Source organism: Streptomyces sp. 150FB (genome assembly GCF_000818195.1).
In the GTDB taxonomy this organism is placed as follows: domain Bacteria; phylum Actinomycetota; class Actinomycetes; order Streptomycetales; family Streptomycetaceae; genus Streptomyces.
On record NZ_JTHL01000001.1, the window covers coordinates 3,205,163 to 3,229,427 of the forward strand.

Annotated in this window: 26 protein-coding genes; 13 read left to right on the forward strand and 13 right to left on the reverse strand. The window is 68.6% G+C overall.

Features of this window, described 5'->3' with window-relative positions:
- The coding region (locus tag QR77_RS49780) for an FUSC family protein (protein ID WP_269084333.1) at positions 1-1,526 on the forward strand (1,526 nt) is incomplete at its 5' end.
- Positions 1,527-1,776: 250 nt separating this feature from the next.
- On the opposite strand, the gene QR77_RS13555 is transcribed toward QR77_RS49780, so the two are convergent.
- Positions 1,777-1,977: a hypothetical protein gene (locus QR77_RS13555; protein WP_040021948.1), complete on the reverse strand. Its 201-nt coding sequence runs from the start codon at positions 1,975-1,977 to the stop codon at positions 1,777-1,779.
- 383 nt (positions 1,978-2,360) lie between these two features.
- Between QR77_RS13555 and QR77_RS48615 the strand changes: the two genes are divergently transcribed.
- From QR77_RS48615 to QR77_RS13575, 4 genes are all read left to right on the forward strand, one after another.
- Positions 2,361-2,618, forward strand: coding sequence for a hypothetical protein (locus QR77_RS48615; protein ID WP_040021949.1), 258 nt, complete (start codon positions 2,361-2,363; stop codon positions 2,616-2,618).
- Complete coding sequence (locus QR77_RS13565) at positions 2,593-3,123, forward strand: DUF6879 family protein (RefSeq protein ID WP_040021954.1); 531 nt, start codon at positions 2,593-2,595, stop codon at positions 3,121-3,123. The genes QR77_RS48615 and QR77_RS13565 overlap by 26 nt, the downstream gene beginning before the upstream one ends.
- Before the next feature lie 28 nt (positions 3,124-3,151).
- Positions 3,152-4,000 (forward strand): helix-turn-helix transcriptional regulator, encoded by an 849-nt coding sequence (locus tag QR77_RS13570; protein ID WP_040021955.1) that lies wholly within the window; start codon positions 3,152-3,154, stop codon positions 3,998-4,000.
- A 328-nt stretch (positions 4,001-4,328) separates the two neighbouring features.
- Complete coding sequence (locus tag QR77_RS13575) at positions 4,329-5,444, forward strand: methyltransferase domain-containing protein (protein WP_040021957.1); 1,116 nt, start codon at positions 4,329-4,331, stop codon at positions 5,442-5,444.
- Positions 5,445-5,513: 69 nt separating this feature from the next.
- On the opposite strand, the gene QR77_RS13580 is transcribed toward QR77_RS13575, so the two are convergent.
- The gene (locus tag QR77_RS13580) at positions 5,514-6,698 is read right to left on the reverse strand and encodes an acyl-CoA dehydrogenase (protein WP_040027856.1); all 1,185 of its coding nucleotides are present in this window, start codon (positions 6,696-6,698) and stop codon (positions 5,514-5,516) included.
- 206 nt (positions 6,699-6,904) lie between these two features.
- On the opposite strand from QR77_RS13580, the gene QR77_RS13585 reads away from it, so the two are divergent.
- Entirely contained in the window at positions 6,905-8,251 is a 1,347-nt protein-coding gene (locus QR77_RS13585) for a UDP-glucose/GDP-mannose dehydrogenase family protein (RefSeq protein ID WP_040021959.1), read from the forward strand.
- A gap of 79 nt (positions 8,252-8,330) precedes the next feature.
- Here the strand turns inward: QR77_RS13585 and QR77_RS13590 are convergent, their stop codons facing one another.
- Entirely contained in the window at positions 8,331-9,173 is an 843-nt protein-coding gene (locus QR77_RS13590) for an LLM class flavin-dependent oxidoreductase (RefSeq protein ID WP_040021961.1), read from the reverse strand.
- Between the two features lie 133 nt (positions 9,174-9,306).
- Positions 9,307-10,326 carry an aldo/keto reductase gene (locus QR77_RS13595; protein WP_040021963.1) on the reverse strand — a complete coding sequence of 340 codons (1,020 nt, stop codon included), beginning with the start codon at positions 10,324-10,326 and terminating at the stop codon, positions 9,307-9,309.
- Between the two features lie 227 nt (positions 10,327-10,553).
- Between QR77_RS13595 and QR77_RS13600 the strand changes: the two genes are divergently transcribed.
- Positions 10,554-11,144 carry a TetR/AcrR family transcriptional regulator gene (locus QR77_RS13600; RefSeq protein WP_040021965.1) on the forward strand — a complete coding sequence of 197 codons (591 nt, stop codon included), beginning with the start codon at positions 10,554-10,556 and terminating at the stop codon, positions 11,142-11,144.
- A 105-nt stretch (positions 11,145-11,249) separates the two neighbouring features.
- A complete protein-coding gene (locus QR77_RS13605; protein WP_040021966.1) occupies positions 11,250-11,618 on the forward strand; it encodes a VOC family protein in 369 nt (122 codons plus the stop codon).
- Between the two features lie 44 nt (positions 11,619-11,662).
- Here QR77_RS13605 and QR77_RS13610 read toward each other — a convergent pair whose 3' ends face one another.
- Together QR77_RS13610 and QR77_RS13615 are read right to left on the reverse strand one after the other, a co-directional pair.
- Positions 11,663-11,863 carry a hypothetical protein gene (locus QR77_RS13610; protein WP_236710637.1) on the reverse strand — a complete coding sequence of 67 codons (201 nt, stop codon included), beginning with the start codon at positions 11,861-11,863 and terminating at the stop codon, positions 11,663-11,665.
- A gap of 44 nt (positions 11,864-11,907) precedes the next feature.
- Complete coding sequence (locus tag QR77_RS13615; RefSeq protein WP_040021971.1) at positions 11,908-12,252, reverse strand: hypothetical protein; 345 nt, start codon at positions 12,250-12,252, stop codon at positions 11,908-11,910.
- 166 nt (positions 12,253-12,418) lie between these two features.
- On the opposite strand from QR77_RS13615, the gene QR77_RS43500 reads away from it, so the two are divergent.
- Both QR77_RS43500 and QR77_RS13620 read left to right on the forward strand, forming a co-directional pair.
- Positions 12,419-13,750, forward strand: a complete 1,332-nt coding sequence (locus tag QR77_RS43500; protein ID WP_078876651.1) for a transcriptional regulator — start codon at positions 12,419-12,421, stop codon at positions 13,748-13,750.
- Between the two features lie 234 nt (positions 13,751-13,984).
- Positions 13,985-14,326, forward strand: coding sequence for a hypothetical protein (locus QR77_RS13620; protein ID WP_040021973.1), 342 nt, complete (start codon positions 13,985-13,987; stop codon positions 14,324-14,326).
- Between the two features lie 63 nt (positions 14,327-14,389).
- On the opposite strand, the gene QR77_RS13625 is transcribed toward QR77_RS13620, so the two are convergent.
- The 3 genes from QR77_RS13625 to QR77_RS13635 are packed head-to-tail and all read right to left on the reverse strand — an operon-like array spanning position 14,390 to position 17,207.
- The gene (locus QR77_RS13625) at positions 14,390-15,529 is read right to left on the reverse strand and encodes a dipeptidase (RefSeq protein WP_052488717.1); all 1,140 of its coding nucleotides are present in this window, start codon (positions 15,527-15,529) and stop codon (positions 14,390-14,392) included.
- A 5-nt stretch (positions 15,530-15,534) separates the two neighbouring features.
- Positions 15,535-16,059, reverse strand: a complete 525-nt coding sequence (purE, locus tag QR77_RS13630) for a 5-(carboxyamino)imidazole ribonucleotide mutase (RefSeq protein ID WP_040021975.1) — start codon at positions 16,057-16,059, stop codon at positions 15,535-15,537.
- On the reverse strand, positions 16,056-17,207 hold the full coding sequence (locus tag QR77_RS13635) for a 5-(carboxyamino)imidazole ribonucleotide synthase (RefSeq protein WP_078876652.1): 1,152 nt from the start codon (positions 17,205-17,207) through the stop codon (positions 16,056-16,058). The genes purE and QR77_RS13635 overlap by 4 nt, the downstream gene beginning before the upstream one ends.
- Before the next feature lie 134 nt (positions 17,208-17,341).
- Here QR77_RS13635 and QR77_RS13640 point away from each other — a divergent pair, with 134 nt between their 5' ends.
- Complete coding sequence (locus QR77_RS13640; RefSeq protein ID WP_040021977.1) at positions 17,342-17,905, forward strand: GtrA family protein; 564 nt, start codon at positions 17,342-17,344, stop codon at positions 17,903-17,905.
- A gap of 10 nt (positions 17,906-17,915) precedes the next feature.
- Here the strand turns inward: QR77_RS13640 and QR77_RS13645 are convergent, their stop codons facing one another.
- Entirely contained in the window at positions 17,916-19,190 is a 1,275-nt protein-coding gene (locus tag QR77_RS13645; RefSeq protein WP_040021978.1) for an ATP-binding protein, read from the reverse strand.
- A 6-nt stretch (positions 19,191-19,196) separates the two neighbouring features.
- Positions 19,197-19,874 carry a response regulator transcription factor gene (locus QR77_RS13650; RefSeq protein WP_201778805.1) on the reverse strand — a complete coding sequence of 226 codons (678 nt, stop codon included), beginning with the start codon at positions 19,872-19,874 and terminating at the stop codon, positions 19,197-19,199.
- 304 nt (positions 19,875-20,178) lie between these two features.
- Here QR77_RS13650 and QR77_RS13655 point away from each other — a divergent pair, with 304 nt between their 5' ends.
- A complete protein-coding gene (locus QR77_RS13655; protein ID WP_040021981.1) occupies positions 20,179-21,717 on the forward strand; it encodes an oligopeptide:H+ symporter in 1,539 nt (512 codons plus the stop codon).
- A gap of 159 nt (positions 21,718-21,876) precedes the next feature.
- On the opposite strand, the gene QR77_RS13660 is transcribed toward QR77_RS13655, so the two are convergent.
- Positions 21,877-22,407 (reverse strand): ATP-binding protein, encoded by a 531-nt coding sequence (locus tag QR77_RS13660; protein ID WP_040021982.1) that lies wholly within the window; start codon positions 22,405-22,407, stop codon positions 21,877-21,879.
- Between the two features lie 248 nt (positions 22,408-22,655).
- Positions 22,656-23,024: an STAS domain-containing protein gene (locus QR77_RS13665; protein ID WP_040021983.1), complete on the reverse strand. Its 369-nt coding sequence runs from the start codon at positions 23,022-23,024 to the stop codon at positions 22,656-22,658.
- Between the two features lie 308 nt (positions 23,025-23,332).
- Here QR77_RS13665 and QR77_RS13670 point away from each other — a divergent pair, with 308 nt between their 5' ends.
- Positions 23,333-24,238 (forward strand): RNA polymerase sigma factor SigF, encoded by a 906-nt coding sequence (locus tag QR77_RS13670; protein WP_040021984.1) that lies wholly within the window; start codon positions 23,333-23,335, stop codon positions 24,236-24,238.
- Positions 24,239-24,265: the final 27 nt, after the last annotated feature.

Below are 24,265 nucleotides of genomic sequence, written 5' to 3' on the forward strand. Positions count from 1 at the left end.
AAACGGCTCCGCAGATGTCACAGGCATCGCAGGCGTCGCAAGGGTCGCAGATGGACGCGGCGGCGCGGGTCGCGCGGGAGGTGGCGCGGCGGGACCACGACGGCGTGGAACGCGAGGCCCGCCCCCTGCTGAGCGCGGCCTTCGTCCCGGCGGCCGGTGAGGGGCCCTGGGCCGCGCAGCATCTGGCCGCCGCCGCGATGGAGTACGTGGACCTCGCCCGCAGGGCCGCCGTACCGCCCGAAACGCTCCCGATGGACGACGCGTTCGCACCGGCCGTGAGCCTCGCGATGGGGAATCTGCCGGGATCCGCGTCCGTCGCGGGCGCGGTGGCCGCGCGCGGCCATCACTGGAACCCGCTGTCACGGCTGAAGCTGAACACCCGCCAGGCGGTCCAGGTCGCCGTGGCCGGGGCGATCGCGATCGTCGTCGGACGTGAGATATCGGAGGCCCGCTACTACTGGGCCGTGATCGCCGCGTTCATCGCCTTCAGCGGTACGGCGACCCGTTCGGAGACGTTCATCAAGGCCACCAACCGCGTGGTGGGGACGCTGGTCGGGCTCGTCGCGGGGGTCGGGCTCGCGCATCTGACCGCCGGTCACACGCTGACCGTACTGGCCGTGATCATCCTCAGCATGTCGTGCGGTTTCTACCTCGTACGGATCTCGTACGCGCTCATGATCTTCTTCGTCACGATCATGGTGTCGCAGCTCTACAGCGTGCTCAACGAGTTCTCGGTCGGCCTGCTCGTCCTGCGCCTCCAGGAGACAGCGGCGGGGGCGGCGGTCGGGATTCTGGTGGCCCTCTTCGTGCTGCCGACCAGCACGAGGGACACGGTCCACAGCGCGCGCAGCGGCTTCTTCACCGCCGTGGGCGCGCTGCTGCGGGGCGTGGCCGGCCACCTGGACGGAAGCGCGCCCGCCGCGGACCTGGACGCGCTGGCCCGTACCGTCGACAACCAACTGCACAGCCTCGCCATGGTGTCCACGCCACTGACCCGCCGGCTGCTCTGGGGCAACGACCCCCGGCTCGTACGCCACCGCCTGACCCTGTACGCGGCGGTGGCCCGCCGCAGCCGCGCCCTGGCCATGGCACCCCAGCGGGTCACCGACCCGGAGTCGGTCGCCGGCCTGGCCGCGGTGAGCCACTCGCTGGCGGCAGCGGCCGACGACCTGGCCGCGCACCCGGAACGCTCGGCGACCGCCACGGCGGAGGTGGAGTACCACCTCTCGACGGCGGAGGCGGCGCTCCTGCACCACCGCCCGGAGTCCCCGACCCCGCTGCCCCCGGTGACGCTGCCCCTGATCCACCTGCGCCAACTGCTGCACGACCTGGCCATAATCCCGCGAACGGCGGGCCCGAAACACCGCAAGCCCCCGCCCCCGAAGCTGAAACTACTGGCGGCGTCCGCGCCCCCCGTACCGGAGGACACCCCGGAACCGTCCCGAGTACCGACCCAGGACGCCGCCCGCCCCACCCCCCAGTGGGCCAGAACCCCCCAACCGTCCCGCTCACGGGGCGGCAACTGAGGGCTGGGGTTGGGGTCTTGCCGGATGAGTGAGCGGGTCCGGTGCCGTGCGTCGCAAGGCGGAGGAAAGACCGATGCGGAACATCGCCACCGACCGCCGGGGAGCAACTCAGGGTTTATACCGAGCGGTTCGGGTCGCCGCATGCGCGGCTCGGCCAGGGCGGGGATGTGTCCCTCGGGCATTACCTCGGCCGGCCGCTGTTCCTCAGCGTCGCCCTGGTGACGTGCTCACCGAACCGCGCGGCCAGGCCTCACGGGGCGATCTTGTCCTGCCCCCGTACCCGCCAGGACCAGAACAGGCAGGCGATGCCGACCAGGGCCACGATGACGCCCAGCGCCGTGTACTGACCGTGGCCCGACATCATCGAACCCTTCATCGCTCCGGTGCCCTGCGCGATCCAGACACCGCCGAGGACGATCAGAACGACTCCCACAATGCCGCGAACCCACATGTCTCGTCCCTTGCTTGACTGGTACGTACGGCCCCCCGCACCCGTGCATACGGATGCGGGGGGCCGCGCGTTCAGCAGGTCTCACGGAGTCGGGAGTTACGGAAGGTTCCTGGCCATAGCGACCGCTGGACCGGTTCGTTCCCTCATAGATCTGGGTGCTTTATGAAGCATCTGATGCCGATCCGCACGGATGCCCTCTATGTAGAGATCATCCCCAGGGTTCCACCATGATCACCTTTTTTGTCTCCCCAGGTCAGGCCACTCCGGGCCTGCCGGCCGTCCATCCTCCGGCGCTCAGGCGGCCCCCTCATCGACTTGACGCTCTAGGGAGCAGGTATGACACTCGTGCAAGGTGGCGTAAGCACTCGAAACCGGAGGCACTCATGGCACTACGGTTCATCGGGATTGATCCAGACACCGGGCAGCAGGGCTCCCCCACCGTATGGGTGGACGAGGAGAAGGGGGAGCTGGTGCTTCAGGGCTGGAGGCCAGACGGAAAGCTGGAGGCGGAGTGCGCCGCGTTCGAGGTGCCCGGCCACGCTCCTGGCATCCCTCCACACGAAGCCGTGGTCAGGATTCCGGCCCGTATGGTGCCGATGCTCAGGAAGGCTTGCGATGTCGCAGAACGAGCCGGGCTTTGACGAGCTGCTGGCCGCAGCCAAGCACTCGGCGATGCACCTGGAGCTGCGCGACTCGTACGGCGTCGGAGATGAGGCCGAGGACTTCGAGACCTGGAAGCGCACGGGCCGACGCGACGTTGACCCGGCATCCGCCTACTGGGCGCCGTGGGTTGATTTGGTTCGCAGCACCGTCGCCCGAGGTGTGGCCGTCCGCCGCGCCCGCGTCGTATCGGAACCGGTAACGAACTACATCCGGTACGAGCACGCCGGCACCGTGGTCAACCTTCACGCCGGGGAACAGGTCCGCTGGCTGCCCAGGCGACAGGCTTCGGACATCGCGCTTCCCGGAAACGACTGCTGGGTGTTCGACGGAGAGATCGCGCTCTTCAATCACTTCTCCGGGGATGGGAACTGGTCCGAGCCCGGCTGGGAGGTTCGTTCCGAACCCGCCGTGGCACGAATGGCCTCAGCCGCGTTCGAGGCAGTCTGGGAGCGCGGTATCCCGCACGAGAAGTACACGGTCTGACCTGACGGAAGACGAAGAGCCCCCACCCATGTCCGCATCCCCCTCGTCCAGCGCCCAGGCGGCCCGCGAAGCCGTCGCCGCCCGTCTCGGGGGGCTACGCAAAGACGCGGAGCTGACCGGGCATGAGTTGGCTCTTCGGTGTGGCTGGAGTCCCGCGAAGTCATCACGCATCGAGCGGGGCAAGACTCCTGCATCAGCCGCCGACATCCGCGCTTGGTGCAAAGCGTGCGGGGCAAAGGACCAGACAGACGACTTGATCGCGGCCAACCGCCAGGCCGACCAGATGTACGTCCACTGGCAAAAGCTGCACCGACACGGCATGCGCCGAGCGCAGGAGGAAGTTGTCCCCCTGTACGAGGAGACACACCGCTTCCGCGTGTACTGCTCGAACATAGTGCCGGGCATGCTCCAGACCGAGGCGTACGCGGCAGCCCTGCTAGCGACCATCGCCGCCTTTCAAGGCACCCCTGACGACTCGCGGACAGCGGCAGCATCCCGCGTCGAGCGCTCGCGCGTACTCCACGACGGCGACCACCGCTTCGCTCTGCTGCTGGAAGAAACGGTGCTCCGCTACCGCATTGGCGACGATGCCGCCATGGCCGGGCAGCTTGGGTACCTGTTGGCCGTCATGGCGCTTCCGAACGTGAGCCTCGGGGTGATCCCGTTCACGGCCAAGCGCCTTGTCTGGCCCCTGGAGGCCTTCTATCTGTTCGACGGTCGTCAAGCGAGCGTGGAACTGCTGACGGCCGCGGTGAACGTCACCGCGCCCAGTGAGGTCGCCACGTACGCCAGGGCGTTCTCCGAGCTGTCCGAGCTCGCTGTGTACGGTGCTGCCGCCCGGGCTCTGATCTCGGATGCGATTACGTCGCTCGGCTAGTCGCATGCAATCTCGTGCAAGAACGTGGACCGGCATGTTCCTTAGTTCGTAGCGTCTTGGCATGACGGATGGCGAAGCTCCCAGAAGGTTGCGAACGGGCGTTTCCCCGGTCTTGAGCAGCGTGGGCGCGAGAACGCCCGCGTACGGGGCGGCTTCCGATCCGTCACGTCGTGTTCCGCGATCAACAGGAAGTGGGTCTGAGATGGGCAAGAAGGGCGGCGGAAGCCACTCCGGCAAGCCGGACACCTCCGGCAGCGACGGCCATCGGGACAAACCGCCGGGCCCGACCCGTCCCTACGAGCCTCCGCCGAAGAAGAACTGAGTCCGGATGACGACACAGCGGCGGCTCCTTCAAAGCTTGCTGGCAAAGGGCGCGCTGCCGCTCGAGTGGCAGGACGCCGTCGCGTCGGTGGACCGGGCCCTGTTCATCCCTGAGGTGATCGTGGGCGGTGACTTCACCGAGGACCCGGAACAGTGGTTGCGAATCGTCTACGCGGACGGTCCGGTCGTGACGCAGGTCAACGACGGGAAACCCACGGTGGGCGACGCTTTCCGGCTGCACACGTCGTCATCGTCCATGCCGTCGATCATGCTTGAGATGCTCGGACTGCTGGATGTGCGTGACGGCCATCGGGTTCTGGAGATCGGTACCGGAACCGGGTACAACGCCGCGTGGCTCTCCCACCGCCTTGGCGAGGCCAACGTGACCAGCGTGGAGTTGGACGAGACAGTACTGGCCCTGGCGAACGAGAACCTGAAACGGGCGGGGTTCCACCCGACGGCGATTCTCGGCAACGGCCGGGACGGTCACCATCCTCGCGCACCCTACGAGCGGATCATATGCACCTGCACCATGCGGGACGTACCGCAAGCATGGTTGGAGCAATGCCCGAACGGGCGGATGGTCACCCCGTGGGGCAGCAGCTTCTTCAGCGGTTCGTTCGCCACGCTGGACGTCTCGGACGGCAAGGCGCAGGGCACGTTCTCCGGGTTTCCCGCCTTCATGTGGGACCGCGCCCATCGCGGCGGGGCCGGGCGCATCTCAGACCTGTACCACGAGGAAGAAGGGGAAAAGGGGACGACTGACATCGCTCCTCAGAATGTCATCCAGGATGATCCGGCGTTCTTCGTCGCGCTGAGCGTGACCGATGCGTGGTTCCGGTGGTGCGAAGCGGACGACGACAGCGGAGAGGCCACCTTGTGGTTCTTCGCTGACGACGGCAGGTCGTGGGCTACGGTCGAGTACGTCCCGGACGCGGAGGCGTACGAGGTGGAGCAGTACGGCCCCCGGGCACTCCGGGACGAGGTACGCAACGCTTTCCTGTGGTGGCATGACCTGGGGAAGCCGGAACGGTCGCGCTTCGGTCTTTCGGTGGAGGGGAACGGTCAGCGGGTGTGGCTGGACGACCCCCGTCGCCTCATCGACCGGCCGCGGCCCGAATGAACGAGAACAGCTCCGGCCGATCGGCCGGAGCTGTTCTCTCCAGGAGACTTCCGACCTGAGAAAGCCCCGCTACGGAAGGTTCCTCGCCATCACGATGCGCTGGACCTGGTTCGTGCCCTCGTAGATCTGGGTGATCTTGGCGTCGCGCATCATGCGCTCCACCGGGTAGTCCCGCGTGTAGCCGTAGCCGCCGAGCAACTGGACCGCGTCCGTCGTGATCTCCATCGCGGCGTCGGAGGCGTAGCACTTCGCGGCGGCGCCGAAGAACGTCAGGTCCTCCTTGCCCTTGCCCGACGACGCGCCCAGCGTGACGCGCTCCGACCGGGCCGCCGCCGCGTAGGTGAGCTGGCGTGCGGCTTCCAGCTTCATCGCCATGTCCGCCAGCATGAACTGCACGCCCTGGAAGTCGCCGATCGGCTTGCCGAACTGCTTGCGCTCCTGGACGTACCCCTTCGCGTAGTCCAGGGCGCCCTGCGCGATCCCGAGCGCCTGTGCCGCGATCGTGATGCGGGTGTGGTCCAGGGTCTGCATCGCCGTGGCGAAGCCCGTGCCCTCGGCGCCGATCAGGCGGCTCGCCGGGATACGTACGTTGTCGAGGTAGACCTCGCGGGTCGGGGAGCCCTTGATGCCGAGCTTCTTCTCCGGGGCGCCGAAGGAGACACCCTCGTCGGACTTCTCGACGACGAACGCCGAGATGCCCTTCGTCCGCTTGTCGGGGTCGGTGACGGCCATCACCGTGTAGTACTCGGAGACGCCCGCGTTGGTGATCCAGCGCTTCACGCCGTTGAGTACGTAGTCGTCGCCGTCCCGTACCGCCCTGGTCTTCATGCCGCCCGCGTCCGACCCGGCGTCCGGCTCGGAGAGGCAGTACGAGAACATCGCGTCGCCCTTGGCCAGCGGCGCCAGGTACTTCGCCTTCATCTCCTCGCTGCCGGAGAGGATGACGGGCAGCGAGCCGAGCTTGTTCACGGCCGGGATCAGCGACGAGGACGCGCAGACCCGCGCGACCTCCTCGATGACGATCACGGTGGCGAGGGCGTCGGCGCCCGTACCGCCGTACTCCTCGGGGACATGGATGGCGTGCAGGTCGGAGCTGACGAGGGCGTCCAGGGCCTCCTGCGGGAAGCGGGCCTCCTCGTCCACGGCGGCGGCGAACGGGCCGATCTTCGCCTCGGCGAGCGCCCGTACGGTTTCGCGGAGCATGTCGTGCTCCTCGGACGGGCGGTACAGGTCGAAATCAGCCGATCCGGCCACGGTCACTCACTCCCCAGGATGCTAACTACCGTTAAGTAACCCGAGCTTAGTGGGCGGGTGGGCGAGCGGGATAGGTGAGTTTGCCGACAGCCGCACGGCAGGCGGCACCGGGTGCCGGCGGGGGCCGGAGACGTACGCCTGTGAGGGGCAGGTGGCGCGCGGCTATGCTCGGGCCCGCACCCCGCCCGCATCCCCCTGGAGTACCCATGGCCCTCAAGATCACCGTGATCGGCACCGGCTACCTCGGTGCCACGCACGCAGCGGCCATGGCGGAGCTGGGCTTCGACGTGCTCGGGCTCGATGTCGTCCCGGAGAAGATCGAGATGCTCTCGGCGGGCCGGGTGCCGATGTACGAGCCAGGGCTCGAGGAACTGCTGCACAAACATGTCGCCGGCATCGAGGGCTCGACGGGGCGGCTGCGCTTCACGATGGACTGGGCGGAGCTGGCCGAGTTCGGCGATGTGCACTTCGTGTGCGTCAACACCCCGCAGAAGCACGGCGAGTACGCCTGCGACATGAGTTACGTCGACTCCGCCGTGGAGAGCCTCGCCAAGCACCTGTCGAGGCCCGCGCTGGTCGTCGGCAAGTCGACCGTACCGGTGGGCAGCGCCGAGCGGCTGGCCGCCCGTATCGCGGAGCTGGCACCGGCCGGCGGCGAGATCGAGCTGGCGTGGAACCCGGAGTTCCTGCGCGAGGGCTTCGCCGTGCAGGACACGCTCCACCCGGACCGGATCGTGGTCGGCGTACGCAGCGAGCGCGCCGAACGGATCCTGCGCGAGGTGTACGCGACGCCTCTCGCGGAAGGCTCGCCGTTCGTGGTGACGGACTTCCCGACGGCGGAGCTGGTGAAGACGGCGGCGAACTCGTTCCTCGCCACCAAGATCTCCTTCATCAACGCGATGGCCGAGGTGTGCGAGGCGGCCGGCGGCGATGTGGCGAAGCTGGCCGAGGCGCTCGGGCACGACGACCGGATCGGGAAGAAGTTCCTGCGGGCCGGGATCGGTTTCGGCGGGGGCTGTCTGCCGAAGGACATCCGGGCGTTCATGGCGCGCGCGGGCGAGCTGGGCGCCGACCAGGCGCTGACGTTCCTGCGCGAGGTCGACTCGATCAACATGCGCCGCCGCGGCCACATGGTGGAGCTGGCGCGCGAGGCGGTGGGCGGTGACTCGTCGTTCCTCGGGAAGAGGGTCGCCGTGCTGGGCGCGACCTTCAAGCCGGACTCCGACGACGTACGGGACTCCCCCGCGCTCAATGTCGCCGGACAGATCCACCTCCAGGGCGGGCAGGTCACGGTGTACGACCCGAAGGGCATGGAGAACGCCAAGCGGCTGTTCCCGACCCTCGGGTACGCGGAGTCGGCGGTGGACGCGGTGCGCGGCGCGGACGTCGTCCTGCACCTGACCGAATGGCGCGAGTTCCGCGACCTGGACCCGGCGATACTGGGCGAGGCGACGTCGCGGCGGCTGATCCTGGACGGGCGCAACGCGCTGGACCCGGAGAAGTGGCGCGCGGCTGGCTGGACGTACCGCGCGATGGGACGCCCGCGCGCCTGACGCGGGGCCGGGCTTCGGGCCCGGCGTCAGACGCCGACGACGTCGGGCCCTCCGCGGGGCGCCCGCGCCACCCCCTCGCCTACGACGCCGGGTTGATCAGCTCGTCCGTCACCCACCGTGCGACGTCGGCGGGATAGGGCGTCGGCAGCGTGAGGACGACGTGCGGGAAACCGGCGTCGATCGCCTCCCTGATCGCGTCCCGCGTGACGCCGGGCCGGTCGTACGAGACGGGCAGCACGATCGAGCGGGTGATGGACGCGGGGTCCCGGCCGATCTCGGCGCAGTAGCGGTCCAGCAGTGCGCTCCGGCTGACGGCGTCGTCGATGTCACCGCCGGGGATGTTCCACAGGTCGGCGTGCTCGGCGACCACCCGCAGCGTCGAGGCCGCGCGTCCGCCGATGAGGATCGGCGGATGGGGGCGCTGGACCGGTTTGGGGTTGCCGAACGCTCCGGTGAGGTCGTGGTGGGTGCCGTGGAAGTCGAACGGTTCCTCCTCGGTCCACAGCCGCCGAATGACCGTACAGGCTTCGGCGAGGCTCCCCACGGCGTGCGCGGTGTCGTGGAAGGGGAGGCCGTGCGCCGCGTACTCACGCCGCGCCAGCGGGTGGTCGGGGCGTGAGCCGACGCCGATGCCGAAGTCGAGCCGTCCGCCGGAGACGATGTCGACGGTCGTGGCGATCTTGGCCAGCATCGCGGGCGGCCGGAACCGGTTGCTGGTCACCATCAGGCCGAGCCGCAGCCTCCGCGTCTGGGCGGCGAGGGCGGAGAGCAGGGTCCAGCCCTCGAAGGCCGGGCCGTCCAGGTCGCCGCTGATCGGCATGAGGTGGTCGAACAACCACGCGTGCTCGATCTCCGGGATCGCGTCCGCCTCGCGCCAGACCCGCAGGACGTCGAGGTAGTCGACCCCGGTGGGTGCGGTCATGATCCCGAACCGAGGCCGGGACGAGGGCGAGGACGAAGGCGGAGGCGGAGGTGAAGGGGGCATGGGCTGTTGATCCTTTCGATTCGATTCGGTACGGGCAGCCGGTGGTACGGGCAGCCGGCCGGTACGCGTGTCAGCGGCGCCGCAGTGCCGGGTCGAGCAGCGCGGGCGGGGTGTCGTTCTTCTCGTCCGGGGCGAGGTCGGTGCCGGGAGCGACGATCGCGTCGATCGCGTCGAGTACGTCGGCGGACAGCACCGTGTCGGCGGCGGCGAGTTGCGAGTCCAGGTGGGCCGGCGTGCGAGGGCCGATGAGCGCGCTGGTCACGCCGGGGTGCGCGGTCACGAATCCGAGCGCGAGCTGGATCAGGGTCAGGCCCGCCTCGGCGGCGACCTCGGCCAACCGCTCGACGGCATCGAGCCGGGCCCGGTTGGCGGGCACGGCGGTGTCGAAGCGCCCCGGCATGAGCACCGAGCGGCTGGTGGTGACGGCCTGGCCCTCGCGGATCGCGCCCGACAGCCAGCCCGAGGCCAGCGGGCTCCACACCAGCACCCCGAGTCCGTACTCCTCGGTCACCGGCAGTACGTGGGTCTCGATCCCGCGTTGCAGGATCGAGTAGCTGGGCTGTTCGGTGACGTAACGGCTCAGATGATGCTCGCGGGCGGCCCACTGCGCCTGCACGATGCGGTACGCGGGGAAGGTCGACGAGCCGAAGTGGCGGATCTTTCCGGCGCGCTGGAGGTCGGTCAGGGCCGCCAGGGTCTCCTCGTCGCCGGTGTTCGGGTCCCACCGGTGGATCTGGTAGAGGTCGACGTGGTCGACACCGAGCCGGCGCAGGCTGTTGTCCAGCTCGGTGACCAGCCAGCGGCGCGAACTGCCCGTACGGTTGGGCTCGTCGCCCATGGGCAGGCCCGCCTTCGTGGCCAGCACGATGTCGTCGCGGCGGCCGGCGATGGCCTTGCCGACCATCTCCTCCGACTCGCCGCCGCTGTACATGTCGGCGGTGTCGATGACATTGATCCCGCCCTCAAGCGCGGCGTCGACGAGGGCGGTGACGTCGTCCTGGGTGGTGCGCCCGACGGCGCCGAAGTTCATGGCACCGAGCGCGAGTGAGCTGACCTGTATCCCGGTGCGGCCCAGGGTGCGGTACTGCATGGCGGTGTTCCTCCATCGTGGGCGAAGTGTGATGACGTGGTGCGGTGACGGCGGCGTGGTGACGCTGTGTGAGGGCAGCAGCACATGACGACCGTGCGCGGTTTGGTCGACGGGCCCGTGCTCTGACATCATGGGCAAACGGAACCTCGCTCCGCTAACGATACGGAACGGCGTTCCGCATTGCAAGAACGGGCGACGAAGGACGACAGAGCGGAAGGGACGACGCGGTGAACGTCAGCGGCGAGGGCGCGGGACACGGAACCCGGTCCAGGCGGGCGGATGCCCGGCGTAACGAGAAGACCCTGCTCGACGCGGCCGCCGCGGCCTTCGTCGCTTCAGGCGTGGAGGCGCCGGTACGCGACATCGCGGCCAGGGCCGGCGTGGGGATGGGCACGATCTACCGCCACTTCCCGACCCGGGCGGACCTGATCATCGCGGTCTACCGGCACCAGGTCGAAGCCTGTGCCGAGGCAGGTCCCGCCCTGCTGGCGGCCGGCACGACCCCGCACGCGGCGCTGAGGCAGTGGATCAACCTCTTCGTCGATTTCCTCGTCACCAAACACGGGCTCGCCGCCGTGCTGCGGTCCGACAGCGCCGGCTTCGAGGCGCTGCACGCGTACTTTCTCGACCGCCTCGTCCCCGTGTGCACCCAACTGCTCGACGCCGCGGCCGCTGCCGGGGAGATTCGGACCGACCTGAAGGCGTACGTACTCATGCGCGGTGTCGGGAATCTCTGCATCGGCGCGGAGAGCGATCCGGACTACGACGCGCGCGGGCTGGTCGGCCTCCTCATCGCCGGGCTGCGCGTAGCAAACTGATCGACTCCCGGGCGAGAGCATGCGATAACAGTCACCGGCACCCGCCTCGCCCATCTGTTCTGTCACCCGGAAAGCTCGGAAAGCTCGGAAAGAAAGAGGTCACCCATGCCCATCGCCACACTGCGCGCCGTCGCACTGGACTGTCCGGACCCGCTCGCGCTCGCCCGCTTCTACGCGGCGATCCTGGGCGGCGAACCCGAGGCGGAGGACGAGACCGGGCGCTGGATCGACCTGGAGGGCCATGAGGGGACGTCACTCGCGTTCCAGGCCGCGCCGGGACACGTACCGCCCGTCTGGCCGTCGACCGACGGCTCGCAGCAGCTCCATCTGGACCTGACCGTCGAGGACCTGGACACGGCCGAGGCGCAGGTGCTCGCGCTCGGCGCGACGCTGCTGGACACGGGCGACCCCACGCGGAAGTGGCGGGTCTACAGCGACCCCGCCGGACACCCCTTCTGCCTCTGCGTCGACTGATCCGGGCGACTGATCCGGGCGACCGATCCGGGTCCTGAGCCTTCTCACGTGCTCAACCCCTTGTGCCGTACCCGGTGCAGGGCACCGAGCGCGCGTAACTGTCGCTGCTCGTATGCGGTGCCCTGCCGTACGGATGTCCAACGGCTCTGCCACGTAAGGCCCGTGGGACGCGAAAGGTTGACCATGGGGCCCGTGAATCCGTCGACCGTCGCGACCATGTCGTACGTGCGGTCGTAAACGACCATGCCGACCGACAGGCCTCCCGGGCCCGGCCGTGGCGCGAAGCGCCTCATTCGTTCATCTCCGGCCGTAGGTCGGTTGCCCGCCGGTGGGGACAGTTACCGAGTTCGCGCTCCCGATCGCGCGCCGTCCAGTCGTCGCCGGCCGCCCTCGCCGCGTCGCGTTGCGCGGTCAACGCGACGCAGACTCCGCAGCGCCTCGGCGGAACGCCCTCAGCCAGGGCCTGGACGACGACCGCCGAGACCCGCGCTTCGCGCCTCACGGCCAGTCTTTCCAGCCCGAGCAGGACGCGCTCAAGCAGTTCTCCGGTAACCGGGGCGTACCGGCCGGACCGGGAGTCGGGCGGCGGGAAATAGTCGCCCCATCCGTGGGTGGTCCCGGTGTCGCCATCCATGTCAGACCGTTGAGGCGCTGTGCGTACGAAATCCGCCATGCCGAGCCCTTCCGCTTCGTTACAGGCTGTTCGCTCTAGGCAACAGCGCGGTCACACACAGCGGTACTGTTGGTAAGAGGCGGGCAGTTAAGTGCGTTAAGCGGCGCGAACACGGGAGTTGGGGCCAGTGACGACACCGAAATCAAACGCGGATCTTGAGCGGCTGTACCGCCAGAGCGGATGGACCCTGCGGCAGTTCGCCCAAGCGGTGAACCGCATCGGTACCGAACACGGAACCCCTCTCAAGTACCAGCAGCCATCAGTCCACCAGTGGCTGAAGGGCCATCTGCCCAAGGAATCCGCCCGGCCGCTCGTTCTCGAAGCGCTGTCCCGAAGGCTCCATCGGCCCGTCACGTCCAGAGAAGCGGGTTTTCCCCCGTCGCCCGATCAGTCGAAACAACCCGCCAGTACCGTGGAGGGGTTGTTCGATTTGGGGAGGGAAGACATGGATCCGTCTCGCCGGTCCGTTCTCGGGGCGGGGCTTTTCTCTGTGGCGCTCACCATTCCCGGTTGGCCCGATGTGATAGGGCGACTGGATGCCATAAAGACCGATCCGCAGCGGCGCATCGGACAACCGGAGGTTCAGGCCGTAAGGGCGATGACCGACCGACTGTCGGACCTTGACGACGAATTCGGCGGGCGTTACGCACGCCCCATGGCTGCGGCTTTCCTGGTTAACACGGTCGCCCCTTACTTGAAATCCAGCGCATCAAGCGACACCCGCAAATCGATGATGTCTGCCGCCTCTTTTCTCTGCTATCTGACGGGATGGATGGCAGTGGACGAGGGCGCACACGGTCGAGCACAGGAATATTACGTAAAGAGTCTGGAACTCGCGGGCGCGAGTGGCGACCACATGACCTACTGCCATGTCCTGCGCGGCATGTCAGTACAAGCCGCGAATCTGGGCCACGGCACCCCGGCGGTACGGCTCGCGAACGCCGCCGCAGAGGCATCACCCGATTCCGGTCCTCGGATGCGCGCCTTTATGGCCGGGCAGCAGGCACACGCGTACGCCCTGGCCGGCGAAAAGGTAAACGCGCTGGACAGTTTGCGCGAGGCGGAGCGCGCCGTAAATCAGGCGGAAAGCCAACCCGGGACATTCGGCGGTTACAGCTCGGCGACTTTGGCATACTCCACGGCGGAGGTTCGGCACGCTCTGGGCGACACGAAGGGAAGCATCGAATCTCTTCACGATCACTTCCGCCTCCGGGATTCCACAGACATGCAGCGGACCAAGCTTATTTTCAGTTCACTGCTCGCCGAGAGACAACTTGAAGTCGGTCACCTGGAGGCAGCATGCGCCACTTGGAATGAGGTGTTGAATGAGTATCCATCGATGCACTCCGGGAGAGTTGATGAACAAGTGGCAAAAATCGCCCCCTTGCTTTCCTCTTATCAGTTGAATTCGATTGCACGACAGACCTCCGAGCGCTCTCGCGCGCTCTGCGACAAGTAGAAGTGCCACCAAATCCAATCTCTTCGCGTAATGGCGGTTTCCACACCTTCGCGTCGGAGACGTCGGCACCGGAGTCCATGCGGGAGACGCCCCGGTCGCCCTCATGGGTGACGGATGGACGTTTTGTGTGCTGCGTACGGGTGACATCGGGCCTACACGGGGTGCGGGCGGGCAGCGTCGGGGTGCCCGAACCATAGGTGCCGGGCGTCACCGCACAAGACCAAGGGGTTCCCCATGCGCTTCCGTACCACCGTGGCAGCCGCCGTCGGCGCTCTCGCCCTGATCGTCTCCGTCCCCGGCTCGGCCTCGGCCGCCGTGGGTGAATTCACCTACGTGTACACGGACATGCACGGAAGCCCGCAGACCGGGACGCTGACACACCCCAAGAGCCGGGAGTGCATCACGCTCGTGGAGGCGGCCGGCGAGTACGTGCCGCCTGCCCACTCCCCTCGTAACCGCACCAACGCCACGGCGACGGTCTTCACCAGCCGAGACTGCGACGGGGATCACTACAGCCTCCGGCCCGGCGGATCGGCCGGGCCCCTCCTGAAACTCCGGTCGGTCGTCTTCTCCTGACCGGGGGACGGACGGGCGGCCCCTGGCTGCGAGACCAGCCAGGAGCCGCCCGCCCAAACCGCGTCAGCGGTACGACGCGGACACCTCTTCGGCCGACCTCAGGACCCGTACGGCGTTTCGCCACGTCAGCTTGGACAGGTCTTCCTTCGACCACTTCCGCGACAGCAGTTCCGCGATCAGGTTCGGGTAGCCCGCCACGTCCGACAGGTCCGCCGGCGTGAACGCCGTCCCGTCGAAGTCGCCGCCGATTCCCACGTGTTCGATGCCCGCGACCTCCCGCATGTGGTCCAGGTGGTCCGCCACCGTCGACGCCGTCGCGACCGGGCGCGGCGTGCCCGCCTCGAACGCCTCGTGGATCTGCATCGCCTCGGGTGTGGTGTCGAGGTGGTGCAGCCCGTGCGCGCGCAGGTTGTCGTCCGCCGCCTGGGTCCACGCGCCCGCCTCGGGGAGGATGAACTTCGGTACGAACGTCGCCATCGCGACGCCTCCGTTGGAGGGCAGCGACTCCAGGACGTCGTCCGGGATGTTGCGCGGGTGGTCGCAGACCGCGCGGGACGAGGAGTGCGAGAAGATCACCGGCGCCTCGGTCACCGCGAGCGCGTCGCGCATCGTGGTGGCGGCGACGTGCGAGAGGTCGACGAGCATGCCGCAGCGGTTCATCTCGCGGACCACCTCGCGCCCGAAGTCCGAGAGCCCGCCCACGCCGGGCTCGTCCGTCGCGGAGTCGGCCCAGCTCAGATTGGAGTTGTGGGTCAGCGTCATGTAGCGGACGCCCAGGGTGTGGAACGCGCGCAGCGTGGCGAGGGAGTTGTTGATGGAGTGGCCGCCCTCGGCGCCCATGAGCGAGGCGATACGGCCCTCGGCGCGCGCCTTCTCCATGTCGTCCGCGGTCAGGGCGCGCGCCAGGTCGTCCGGGTAGCGCGCGAGGAGCCGGCCGACGACGTCGATCTGTTCCAGGGTCGCGCTGACGGCGTCGTCGCCCGCCAGGTCGGCCCGTACGTACACGGACCAGAACTGGCCGCCGACACCGCCCTTCCGCAGCCGCCGGATGTCCGTGTGCAGCCGGCCCGTCAGGTCCTCGGCGATGTCGAGCTTGTCCAGGTCATAATCCGCGTTCTCGCGCAGCGCCCACGGCAGGTCGTTGTGCCCGTCGACGACCGGGAAGTCGGCGAGGAGCGCGCGGGCCTCTTCGAGGTGCTCCATGGCGCTCACTTCCCGAATCCGAACTGGTCCGCGCCCTCTGTCTTGGCGCGCAGGCGCCTGCCCTTGTCCTGGGCCTGTTCGTTCAGGTCGTGCTGGAAGTCCCGCATCCGGTCCTGGAGCACCTGGTCGTGGGCCGCGAGGATACGGGCCGCCAGCAGGCCCGCGTTGCGGGCGCCGCCGACCGAGACCGTGGCGACCGGGACGCCCGCCGGCATCTGGACGATGGAGAGCAGCGAGTCCATGCCGTCGAGGTACTTCAGCGGTACGGGGACGCCGATCACCGGCAGCGGGGTGACGGAGGCGAGCATGCCGGGCAGGTGCGCGGCGCCACCCGCGCCCGCGATGATCACCTTGAGGCCCCGGCCGGCCGCGTCCTCGCCGTACGCGAGCATCTCGCGCGGCATCCGGTGGGCGGAGACGACGTCGACCTCGTAGGGGATCTCGAACTCGCCGAGGGCCTGCGCCGCCGCCTCCATGACCGGCCAGTCGGAGTCGGAGCCCATGACGATGCCGATGAGGGGGAAGGTCATTCTGTGATCGTTCCTCGGAGATAGCCGGCTGCGTGACGGGCGCGCTCCAGCACGTCGCCCAGGTCGTCGCCGTAGGTGTTGACGTGGCCCACCTTGCGTCCGGGCTTCACGTCCTTTCCGTACATGTGGATCTTCAACTGCGGGTCCCTGGCCATGCAGTGCAGGTACGCCGCGTACATGTCGGGGTAGTCGCCGCCGAGGACGTTGCACATGACCGTCCAGGTCGCGCGCGGGCGCGGGTCCCCGAGGGGCAGGTCGAGCACGGCCCGTACGTGGTTGGCGAACTGCGAGGTGCCGGCGCCGTCCTGCGTCCAGTGGCCCGAGTTGTGCGGGCGCATGGCGAGTTCGTTGACCAGGATGCCGGGCGTGCCGTCGTCCGAGCGGATCTCGAAGAGTTCGACGGCGAGGTGGCCGACGACGCCGAGTTCCGAGGCGAGCCGCAGCGCGAGCCGCTGGGCCTCGCCGGCCAGTTCGTCGGAGAGGCCGGGGGCCGGAGCGATGACCGTGTCGCAGACGCCGTCGACCTGCTGGGACTCCACGACGGGGTAGACGACGGCCTGGCCGTGCGGGGAGCGTACGACGTTCGCGGCGAGTTCGCGTACGAAGTCGACCTTCTCCTCGGCGAGGACGGGGACACCGGCCCTGAAGGGTTCTTCGGCGTCCTTCTCGGAGCGTACGAACCAGACGCCCTTGCCGTCGTAGCCGCCGCGCACGGTCTTCAGGATGACGGGGTAGCCGCCCACCTCGGCGGCGAACGCGGCGACGTCCGCCGGATCGCTGACTATGCGGTGGCGCGGGCAGGGCGCGCCCAGCTCGGTGAGCTTCGCGCGCATCACCCCCTTGTCCTGGGCGTGCACGAGCGCGTCGGGCCCGGGTCTGACGAGAACGCCGTCCGCCTCCAGGGCGCGCAGGTGCTCGATCGGCACGTGCTCGTGGTCGAAAGTGATCACGTCGCAGCCGCGTGCGAAGGCGCGCAGGGTGTCGTAGTCGCGATAGTCGCCGACGACGACATCGCTGACCACCTGCGCCGCCGAGTCCTGCGCGGTGTCACTGAGGAGCTTGAATCTGAGGCCGAGGGGGATGCCCGCCTCGTGGGTCATACGGGCGAGCTGACCGCCGCCGACCATGCCGACTACCGGGAACGTCACATTTCCAGGGTATCCGCCACCTGGGGCAACCGGATCCGCACGGCGCCCCGCGCGGGGCGCTGGTTAGCATGAGGGGTGCGACACACGTGTTAACGAAGTGGACATGACACCGACCGGACGGGGCTGACAGGCATATGAGCGAACGGGGCGCACTGCGTGTGCGACTGATCCGGTTCGCGCGCGAAGCCGCCAAGTTCGGTGCGGTGGGTGGCGCGGGTCTGCTGGTCAATCTGCTGGTGTTCAACCTCGTACGGCACGTCACCGGGCTCCCGGTGGTGCGGGCCAGCGTGCTGGCCACCGTGGTCGCGATCGCCTTCAACTACATCGGCTTCCGGTACTTCACCTACCGGGAGCGCGACAAGAGCCGCCGTACCAAGGAGATGGGGCTCTTCCTGCTGTTCAGCGCGGCGGGCCTGGTGATCGAGAACGGGATTCTGTATACGGCGACCTACGGGTTCGGCTGGGACACCCCGCTCCAGAGCAATGTGTTCAAGTTCGTCGGCATCGGTATCGGGACGCTCTTCCGCTTCTGGTCCTACCGCTCCTGGGTCTTCCGGGCGCTGCCGCCTGCGGCCGAGACGCCTCCGCCCATAGCCGAGACGCCCCCGCCCATAGCCGAGCCGCCCTCGGAGGCGGCGCCGACGATCGTTGCCGAAACGTTCCTGGAGCCGCAGCCCGCGCGCCCCCCGGCCCGCTGACAGCAGCACGTCAGCGGACAGGCCGCTCCGGCGGCTTCACGTCCTTGCGGGTACGCGCCTCCCGGCTGAGGAAGAGCGCGAAGACCGGCGGATGCTGCTGGAGCAGCTCCAGCCGCCCGCCGTCCGCCTCGGCCAGGTCACGGGCCACGGCGAGGCCGATCCCGGTGGAGTTGCGGCCGCTGATGGACCGCTCGAAGATCCGCGCCCCGAGGTCGGCGGGCACACCCGGGCCCTCGTCGGTGACCTCGATGACGGCCTGGTTGCCGGTGACACGGGTGCGCAGGGCGACCGTACCGCCGCCGTGCATCAGTGAATTCTCGATCAGCGCCGCGAGCACCTGCGCGACCGCGCCCGGGGTGGCGACGGCCCGCATCTCGGGCCGCCCCGAGCAGACGATGGCCCGCCCGGCGCTGCGGTAGGCGGGGCGCCACTCCTCGATCTGCTGCTTGACGACCTCGTCGAGGTCGAAGGCGACGGCGGAGCCGGTACGGGGGTCGCGCGCGTTCGTCAGCAGCCGCTCCACCACGTCGGTCAGCCGCTCCACCTGCGTCAGCGCGATCGTCGCCTCCTCCCTGACGGTTTCCAGGTCGTCGGTGACGGTGATCTCCTCCAGCCGCATGGAGAGCGCCGTGAGGGGCGTACGGAGCTGGTGCGAGGCGTCGGCGGCGAGCCGCCGCTCGGCGGTGAGCATCCGTGCGATGCGTTCGGCGCTGGAGTCGAGGACGTCGGCGACCCGGTCCAGCTCGGGGACCGCGTACCGCTTGTGCCGGGGGCGCGGGTCGCCGGAGCCGAGGCGCTCCGCCGTCTCGGCGAGGTCGGTGAGCGGCGAGGCGAGCCGGTTGGCCTGGCGTACGGCGAGCAGCACGGCGGCGATGACGGCCAGCAGCGCGACGGCGCCGATGATCAGCAGGGTGCGGCCGACCTCGCGGGTCACGGACGAGTGCCGGGCCTCGACGGTGACGGTCTCGTTCTCCTCGCCGGTGGCCGTGCCCCGGATCACACTGCCCGTGGGGTGGGTGCCGATCTCGACGGTCGGGCGGCCCGGCATCTCGATACGGGCGTACCGGTCGGCGCCGATCTGCTTCGACAGGACGCCGGAGGTGATGTGCTCGCCGCCGAGCAGCCTGCTGTCGACGATGCTCACGAGCCGCAGCGCCTCGGAGTCCACGCTCTCCTGGGCGCTGCTGGTGATGGTGCGGGTCTCGACGATGACGAGTGACACACCGAACACCGCGATGACGACGAGCACCACGGCGAGCGTGGACTGGATCAAACGGCGTCGCAAGGTGCGCTAGCTCTTCTCGAAGCGGAAGCCGACGCCTCGTACGGTGGCGATGTAGCGCGGGTTCGCCGCGTCGTCCCCGAGCTTCTTGCGGAGCCAGGAGATGTGCATGTCGAGGGTCTTGGTGGACGACCACCACGTGGTGTCCCAGACCTCGCGCATGAGCTGGTCGCGGGTGACGACCCGGCCGGCGTCGCGGACCAGGACACGCAGCAGGTCGAACTCCTTGGCGGTGAGCTGGAGCTCCTCGTCGCCCATCCAGGCGCGGTGCGACTCGACGTCGATCCGTACGCCGTGGGTGGCGGGGGCGGGCGAGGGCTCGGTGGCGCCGCGCCGCAGCAGGGCGCGTACCCGGGCGAGCAGTTCGGCCAGCCGGAAGGGCTTGGTCACGTAGTCGTCGGCGCCGGCGTCGAGGCCGACCACGGTGTCCACCTCGTCGGCGCGCGCGGTGAGTACGAGGATCGGCACGGTGTGGCCCTCGGCGCGCAGCCTGCGGGCGACCTCCAGGCCGTCCATTCCGGGCAGGCCCAGGTCGAGTACGACCAGGTCGACGGCGCCCTGGAGCCCGGCGTCCAAGGCGGTCGGGCCGTCTTCGCGGACCTCGACCTCGTAACCCTCCCGACGCAGGGCGCGAGCCAGCGGCTCCGAGATGGAAGCGTCGTCCTCGGCGAGCAGTACACGGGTCATGGACTGATGGTAGTCCGCGCCGGGCATGCCTCGGGCAGTGATCGACGATGCCTGCGGCTATGGGCTGCGATCAGATGAATTACCTTCGAATGGATCGGGAAGATCCCCGCTCACCTGTGATCCATCTCTCAAGTCCTTCCATATGGTGCTCTGTTGTGCCGTATGGTGTTCGGACGCCTTGCAGTACCACTTGTGGACCTTTGGCACGCGAAAAGCCAAAGGTCCTTTTCATGCGCCGCACACCTCCCCCCACGGGCGTGCCGCCGCTCGCCGAGCGCCGCGTCCTGAGCAGCAAGGATCGACCATGGCCTCCAGCCTCACCAAGGAACCGCCGGCCGAGACCCCAGGACCGTCCGGTTCCGGTTCCGAGAAGACCTTCTTCGGCCACCCGCGGGGCCTGGCCACGCTCTTCATGACCGAGACCTGGGAGCGCTTCAGCTTCTACGGCATGCGCGCCCTGCTGACGATCTACCTGATCTCCGGCGGCCCCGACGCCACCAAGGGGCTCCAGAGCGGCGGGCTCGGGATGAACCTGGCCACCACCACGGCCATCTACTCCGTCTATCTGTCGATGGTCTATCTGCTGGCGCTGCCGGGCGGCTGGCTCGGCGACCGGCTCTGGGGGCCCCGCAAGACCGTCGCGATCGCGGCCGCCACGATCGTGGTGGGCCACCTCACGCTGGCCGTGCCGGGACAGGGGACGTTCTTCGCCGGTCTCGGTCTGGTGGCGCTCGGCTCGGGTCTGCTGAAGGCCAACATCTCGACGATGGTCGGGCATCTGTACAAGGGCGTGAACGACCCACGCCGCGACGGCGGCTTCACCATCTTCTACATGGGCATCAACATCGGTGCCTTCTTCGCGCCGCTGACCATCGGCACGGTGGGCGAGAAGTACAACTGGCACCTGGGCTTCGCCCTGGCCGCCGTCGGCATGCTGTTCGGCCTGATCCAGTTCCTGATCGGTACGAAGCACCTGAGCCCGGAGTCCAGCCGCGTCCCCACCCCGCTCTCCCGCGAGGAGCGTCTGTCGTGGCTGCGCAAGGGCATGAGCTGGCTGCTGGTCGCCGCCGCCTTCTACGGCATCGTCGGCCTCACCGGTCACTTCACCCTCAACTGGGCGATGATCCCGCTGACTCTGGCCGGTCTGATCATCCCGGCCGTCGTGCTGGTGCGGATAAAGCGTGACAAGGAACTGTCCGGCACCGAGCAGAACAAGATGTCCGGGTACATCTGGTTCTTCGTGGCGGCCGCCGTCTTCTGGATGATCTACGACCAGGGCGGCTCGACGATCCAGGCCTTCGGCACGACGAAGGCGGCGGACAGCGTCTTCGGCATCACCTTCCCATCGAGCTGGTACCAGTCGCTGAACCCCGTGTTCATCATGGCGCTGGCACCGGTCATCGCCTGGTTCTGGCTGTGGCTGAACCGCGGGGGCAGGGAGCCGAGCACGGTCGTGAAGTTCGCGGTCGGGCTGTTCCTGGTCGGCGTCTCGTTCTTCTTCTTCCTGCTCCCGCTGGGCATGGCGGCCGGCGGGACGCTCGTCAGTCCGCTCTGGCTGGTGGGGATCTATCTGATCCAGACCGTCGGCGAACTGTGCCTCTCGCCGGTCGGCCTGTCGGTGACGACGAAGATGGCGCCGGCGAAGTACGCGAGTCAGATGATGGGTGTGTGGTTCCTCGCCGTCACCGCGGGCGACTCCGTCACCGGGCTGCTGTCGATCGGCGGGGTGGATCTGAGCCGTACGGGTGTGGTGGCCCTGGAGGCGACGCTGGCGGCGCTCGCGGGCGTGGCGGTGTTCATGTACCGCAAGAGGGTCAAGGGGCTGATGGGCGACGTCCGCTGAACCGGCCCGGCGCCCCGGCGCCGCTTAACACCCGCACACACTGAAAAGCACGCCGTACGGCGTGCTCACAGGGTGGGTCCGGGGCGGCGGCGCCGCCCCGGGCGAGTGGCCGGGGGCTGAGTCCCCCAGCCGGGCCCGGGTCCTGGCCGGGCCCGGGTCCTAGCCGGGTGCGGCCAGTTCGGCCCAGACCGTCTTGCCGGTGCCGTCGGGTGCCCGTACGACGCCCCAGTCGAGGCAGAGCCGCTGCACGATAAACATTCCGTGCCCGCCGGGCCGTCCGGCCCGGTGCGGGTTACGGGGCTCGGGCTGACCTGGGCCCCGGTCGGTGACTTCGAGCCGCAGTACCTTCGTCGCGCACGAGACGCGGAGCCCCTCGGGGCCCTCGGCGTGCAGACAGGCGTTGGTGACCAGCTCGGAGACGACCAGCAGGACGTCCTCGGCCGCGGCTCGTCGGTCCGCGGTCGACGCGGGGAGCCAGCCCCAGTCGTAGAGCGCCTGTCGGGTGAAATCCCGGGCGAGCGGGACGACGCCGCTGGCGCTGGACAGCGCGAGCGTGCGTACCCGCCCTTCGGGGGTCACCGTCGCCGACGTGGGCGTCTCGGACGTGTCGTCGTCCGTCGCGGAGGGGGGTCCGGCGCCGTCCGGCTCTGGGCCGAGGTCGCCCGGCGGAGGCTGCCGGGTGGTGCTCATCAGCGCTTCACCTCACCGATTCACCAAAGTGCCAGTACATGGATCCATCAAATGCCATCAATGCCGTCAATGCCGAGAATGTGGGCTCGTGCGGTTGTGCGGGTTCGTACGCGGGTGGTGCCGGGTTTCAAGCTGCCTGCGGGAGGTCTTCTGCCCCTCCGAATCGTGACAACACCCACTTCACCTCGCGGAAGTCGTGGCACAGGCGACAACCGGTGCGTCCGGGGCCTGCTCAGCAGGCATCCGGGTCAATCCGCGAGAGCGTCTTCGAGCGAGTCGTGGAGGGTGAAGACGGCATCCGCCCCGGTGATCTCGAAGACCCTCGCCACCACGGGCAGCATGCCGGCCAGATGGACCCCGCCTCCGGCGGCGTCGGCCTTCAGGCGCGCCCCGAGCAGCACATTGAGTCCGGTGGAGTCGCAGAATTCGAGCTGCGAGCAGTCGACCACCAAGCGTGACCGCCCCTGTTCGAGCGCGTCGTCCAATGGTGCGCGCAACAAATCAGCCGTGTGGTGATCCAACTCACCGGCCGCTGTCACGACCTCGCTCCGGCCCTCGGTCCGAACCTCGACCCGAAGCCGGCCCCGGTTCGCGCTGCCGACCGTCTGGCGGTCCATGCCCGTCCGTCCCTCTTCGCCGTGTCCTGCGTCGTTTGTCAACATCAACTCGTGTCACCCGGTGTCACCGGCCAACTGTCTCCATATGCCGTTGACGCCGCTCGAACATTACGCCTTTCAAACGGCAACCGGTAGCCAAAGTCCCCCACAATATGGACATATGAAACAATTAACACTTGCAACTATCGGGGCCTACCGGGTAGGCCTAGAGGGACACATCCGAACACGGCCGGCTCTGGAGGCGCGGCAAACCGTAGCAACACGTATTGGCATCGGCAGCCATATGCCGAAAACGATGGAGGACACCCATGTCACCCCGGCTCGACGAGACGCGTACCCGGATCGCGGCGTCGACAAAACCGTCCGCACCTGACGAGACCGGCGTCACATACGCGCCCGGCACCGAGGGCCTGGAGGACCTGCCCGAGATCCCGCCCTTCGACGAGGTGGGAGCGCTGGACGCGCGGGCCCTGTCGAAGACGCTCTTCGCGCGACTGGAGTCCCTCCCGGAGGGCACGCACGAGCACGCTTACGTACGGAACACCCTGGTCGAGCTGAATCTCGCCCTGGTGAAGTTCGCGGCCTCCCGCTTCCGCTCCCGCAGCGAACCGATGGAGGACATCGTCCAGGTCGGCACGATCGGCCTGATCAAGTCCATCGACCGCTTCGAACTGAGCCGCGGCGTCGAGTTCCCCACCTTCGCGATGCCGACGATCATCGGCGAGATCAAGCGTTTCTTCCGCGACACGTCGTGGTCGGTGCGCGTACCGCGCAGACTCCAGGAGCTCCGCCTCGACCTGGCGAAGGCCACGGACGAGCTGGCGCAGCGATTCGACCGCGCGCCCACCGTCGACGAACTCGCCCACCGGCTCGGCCTCACCAACGACGAGGTCGTCGAGGGCATGGCGGCGAGCAACGCGTACACCGCCAGTTCCCTGGACGCGCAGCCCGAGGAGGACGACACCGAGGGCTCGCTCTCGGACCGGATCGGCTACGAGGACCACGGCCTCGAAGGCATCGAGTACGTCGAGTCGCTGAAGCCGCTCATCGCGATCCTCCCGGCGCGCGACCGGCAGATCCTGTCGTTGCGCTTCGTCGCCAACATGACGCAGTCGGAGATCGGCGAGGAACTGGGCATCTCCCAGATGCATGTGTCCCGGCTGCTGTCGCGGACCCTGGTCAAGCTCAGGAAGGGTCTGACGCTGGAGGAGTAGGGGCGCCGCTCCCTTTCCCGGGGTTCC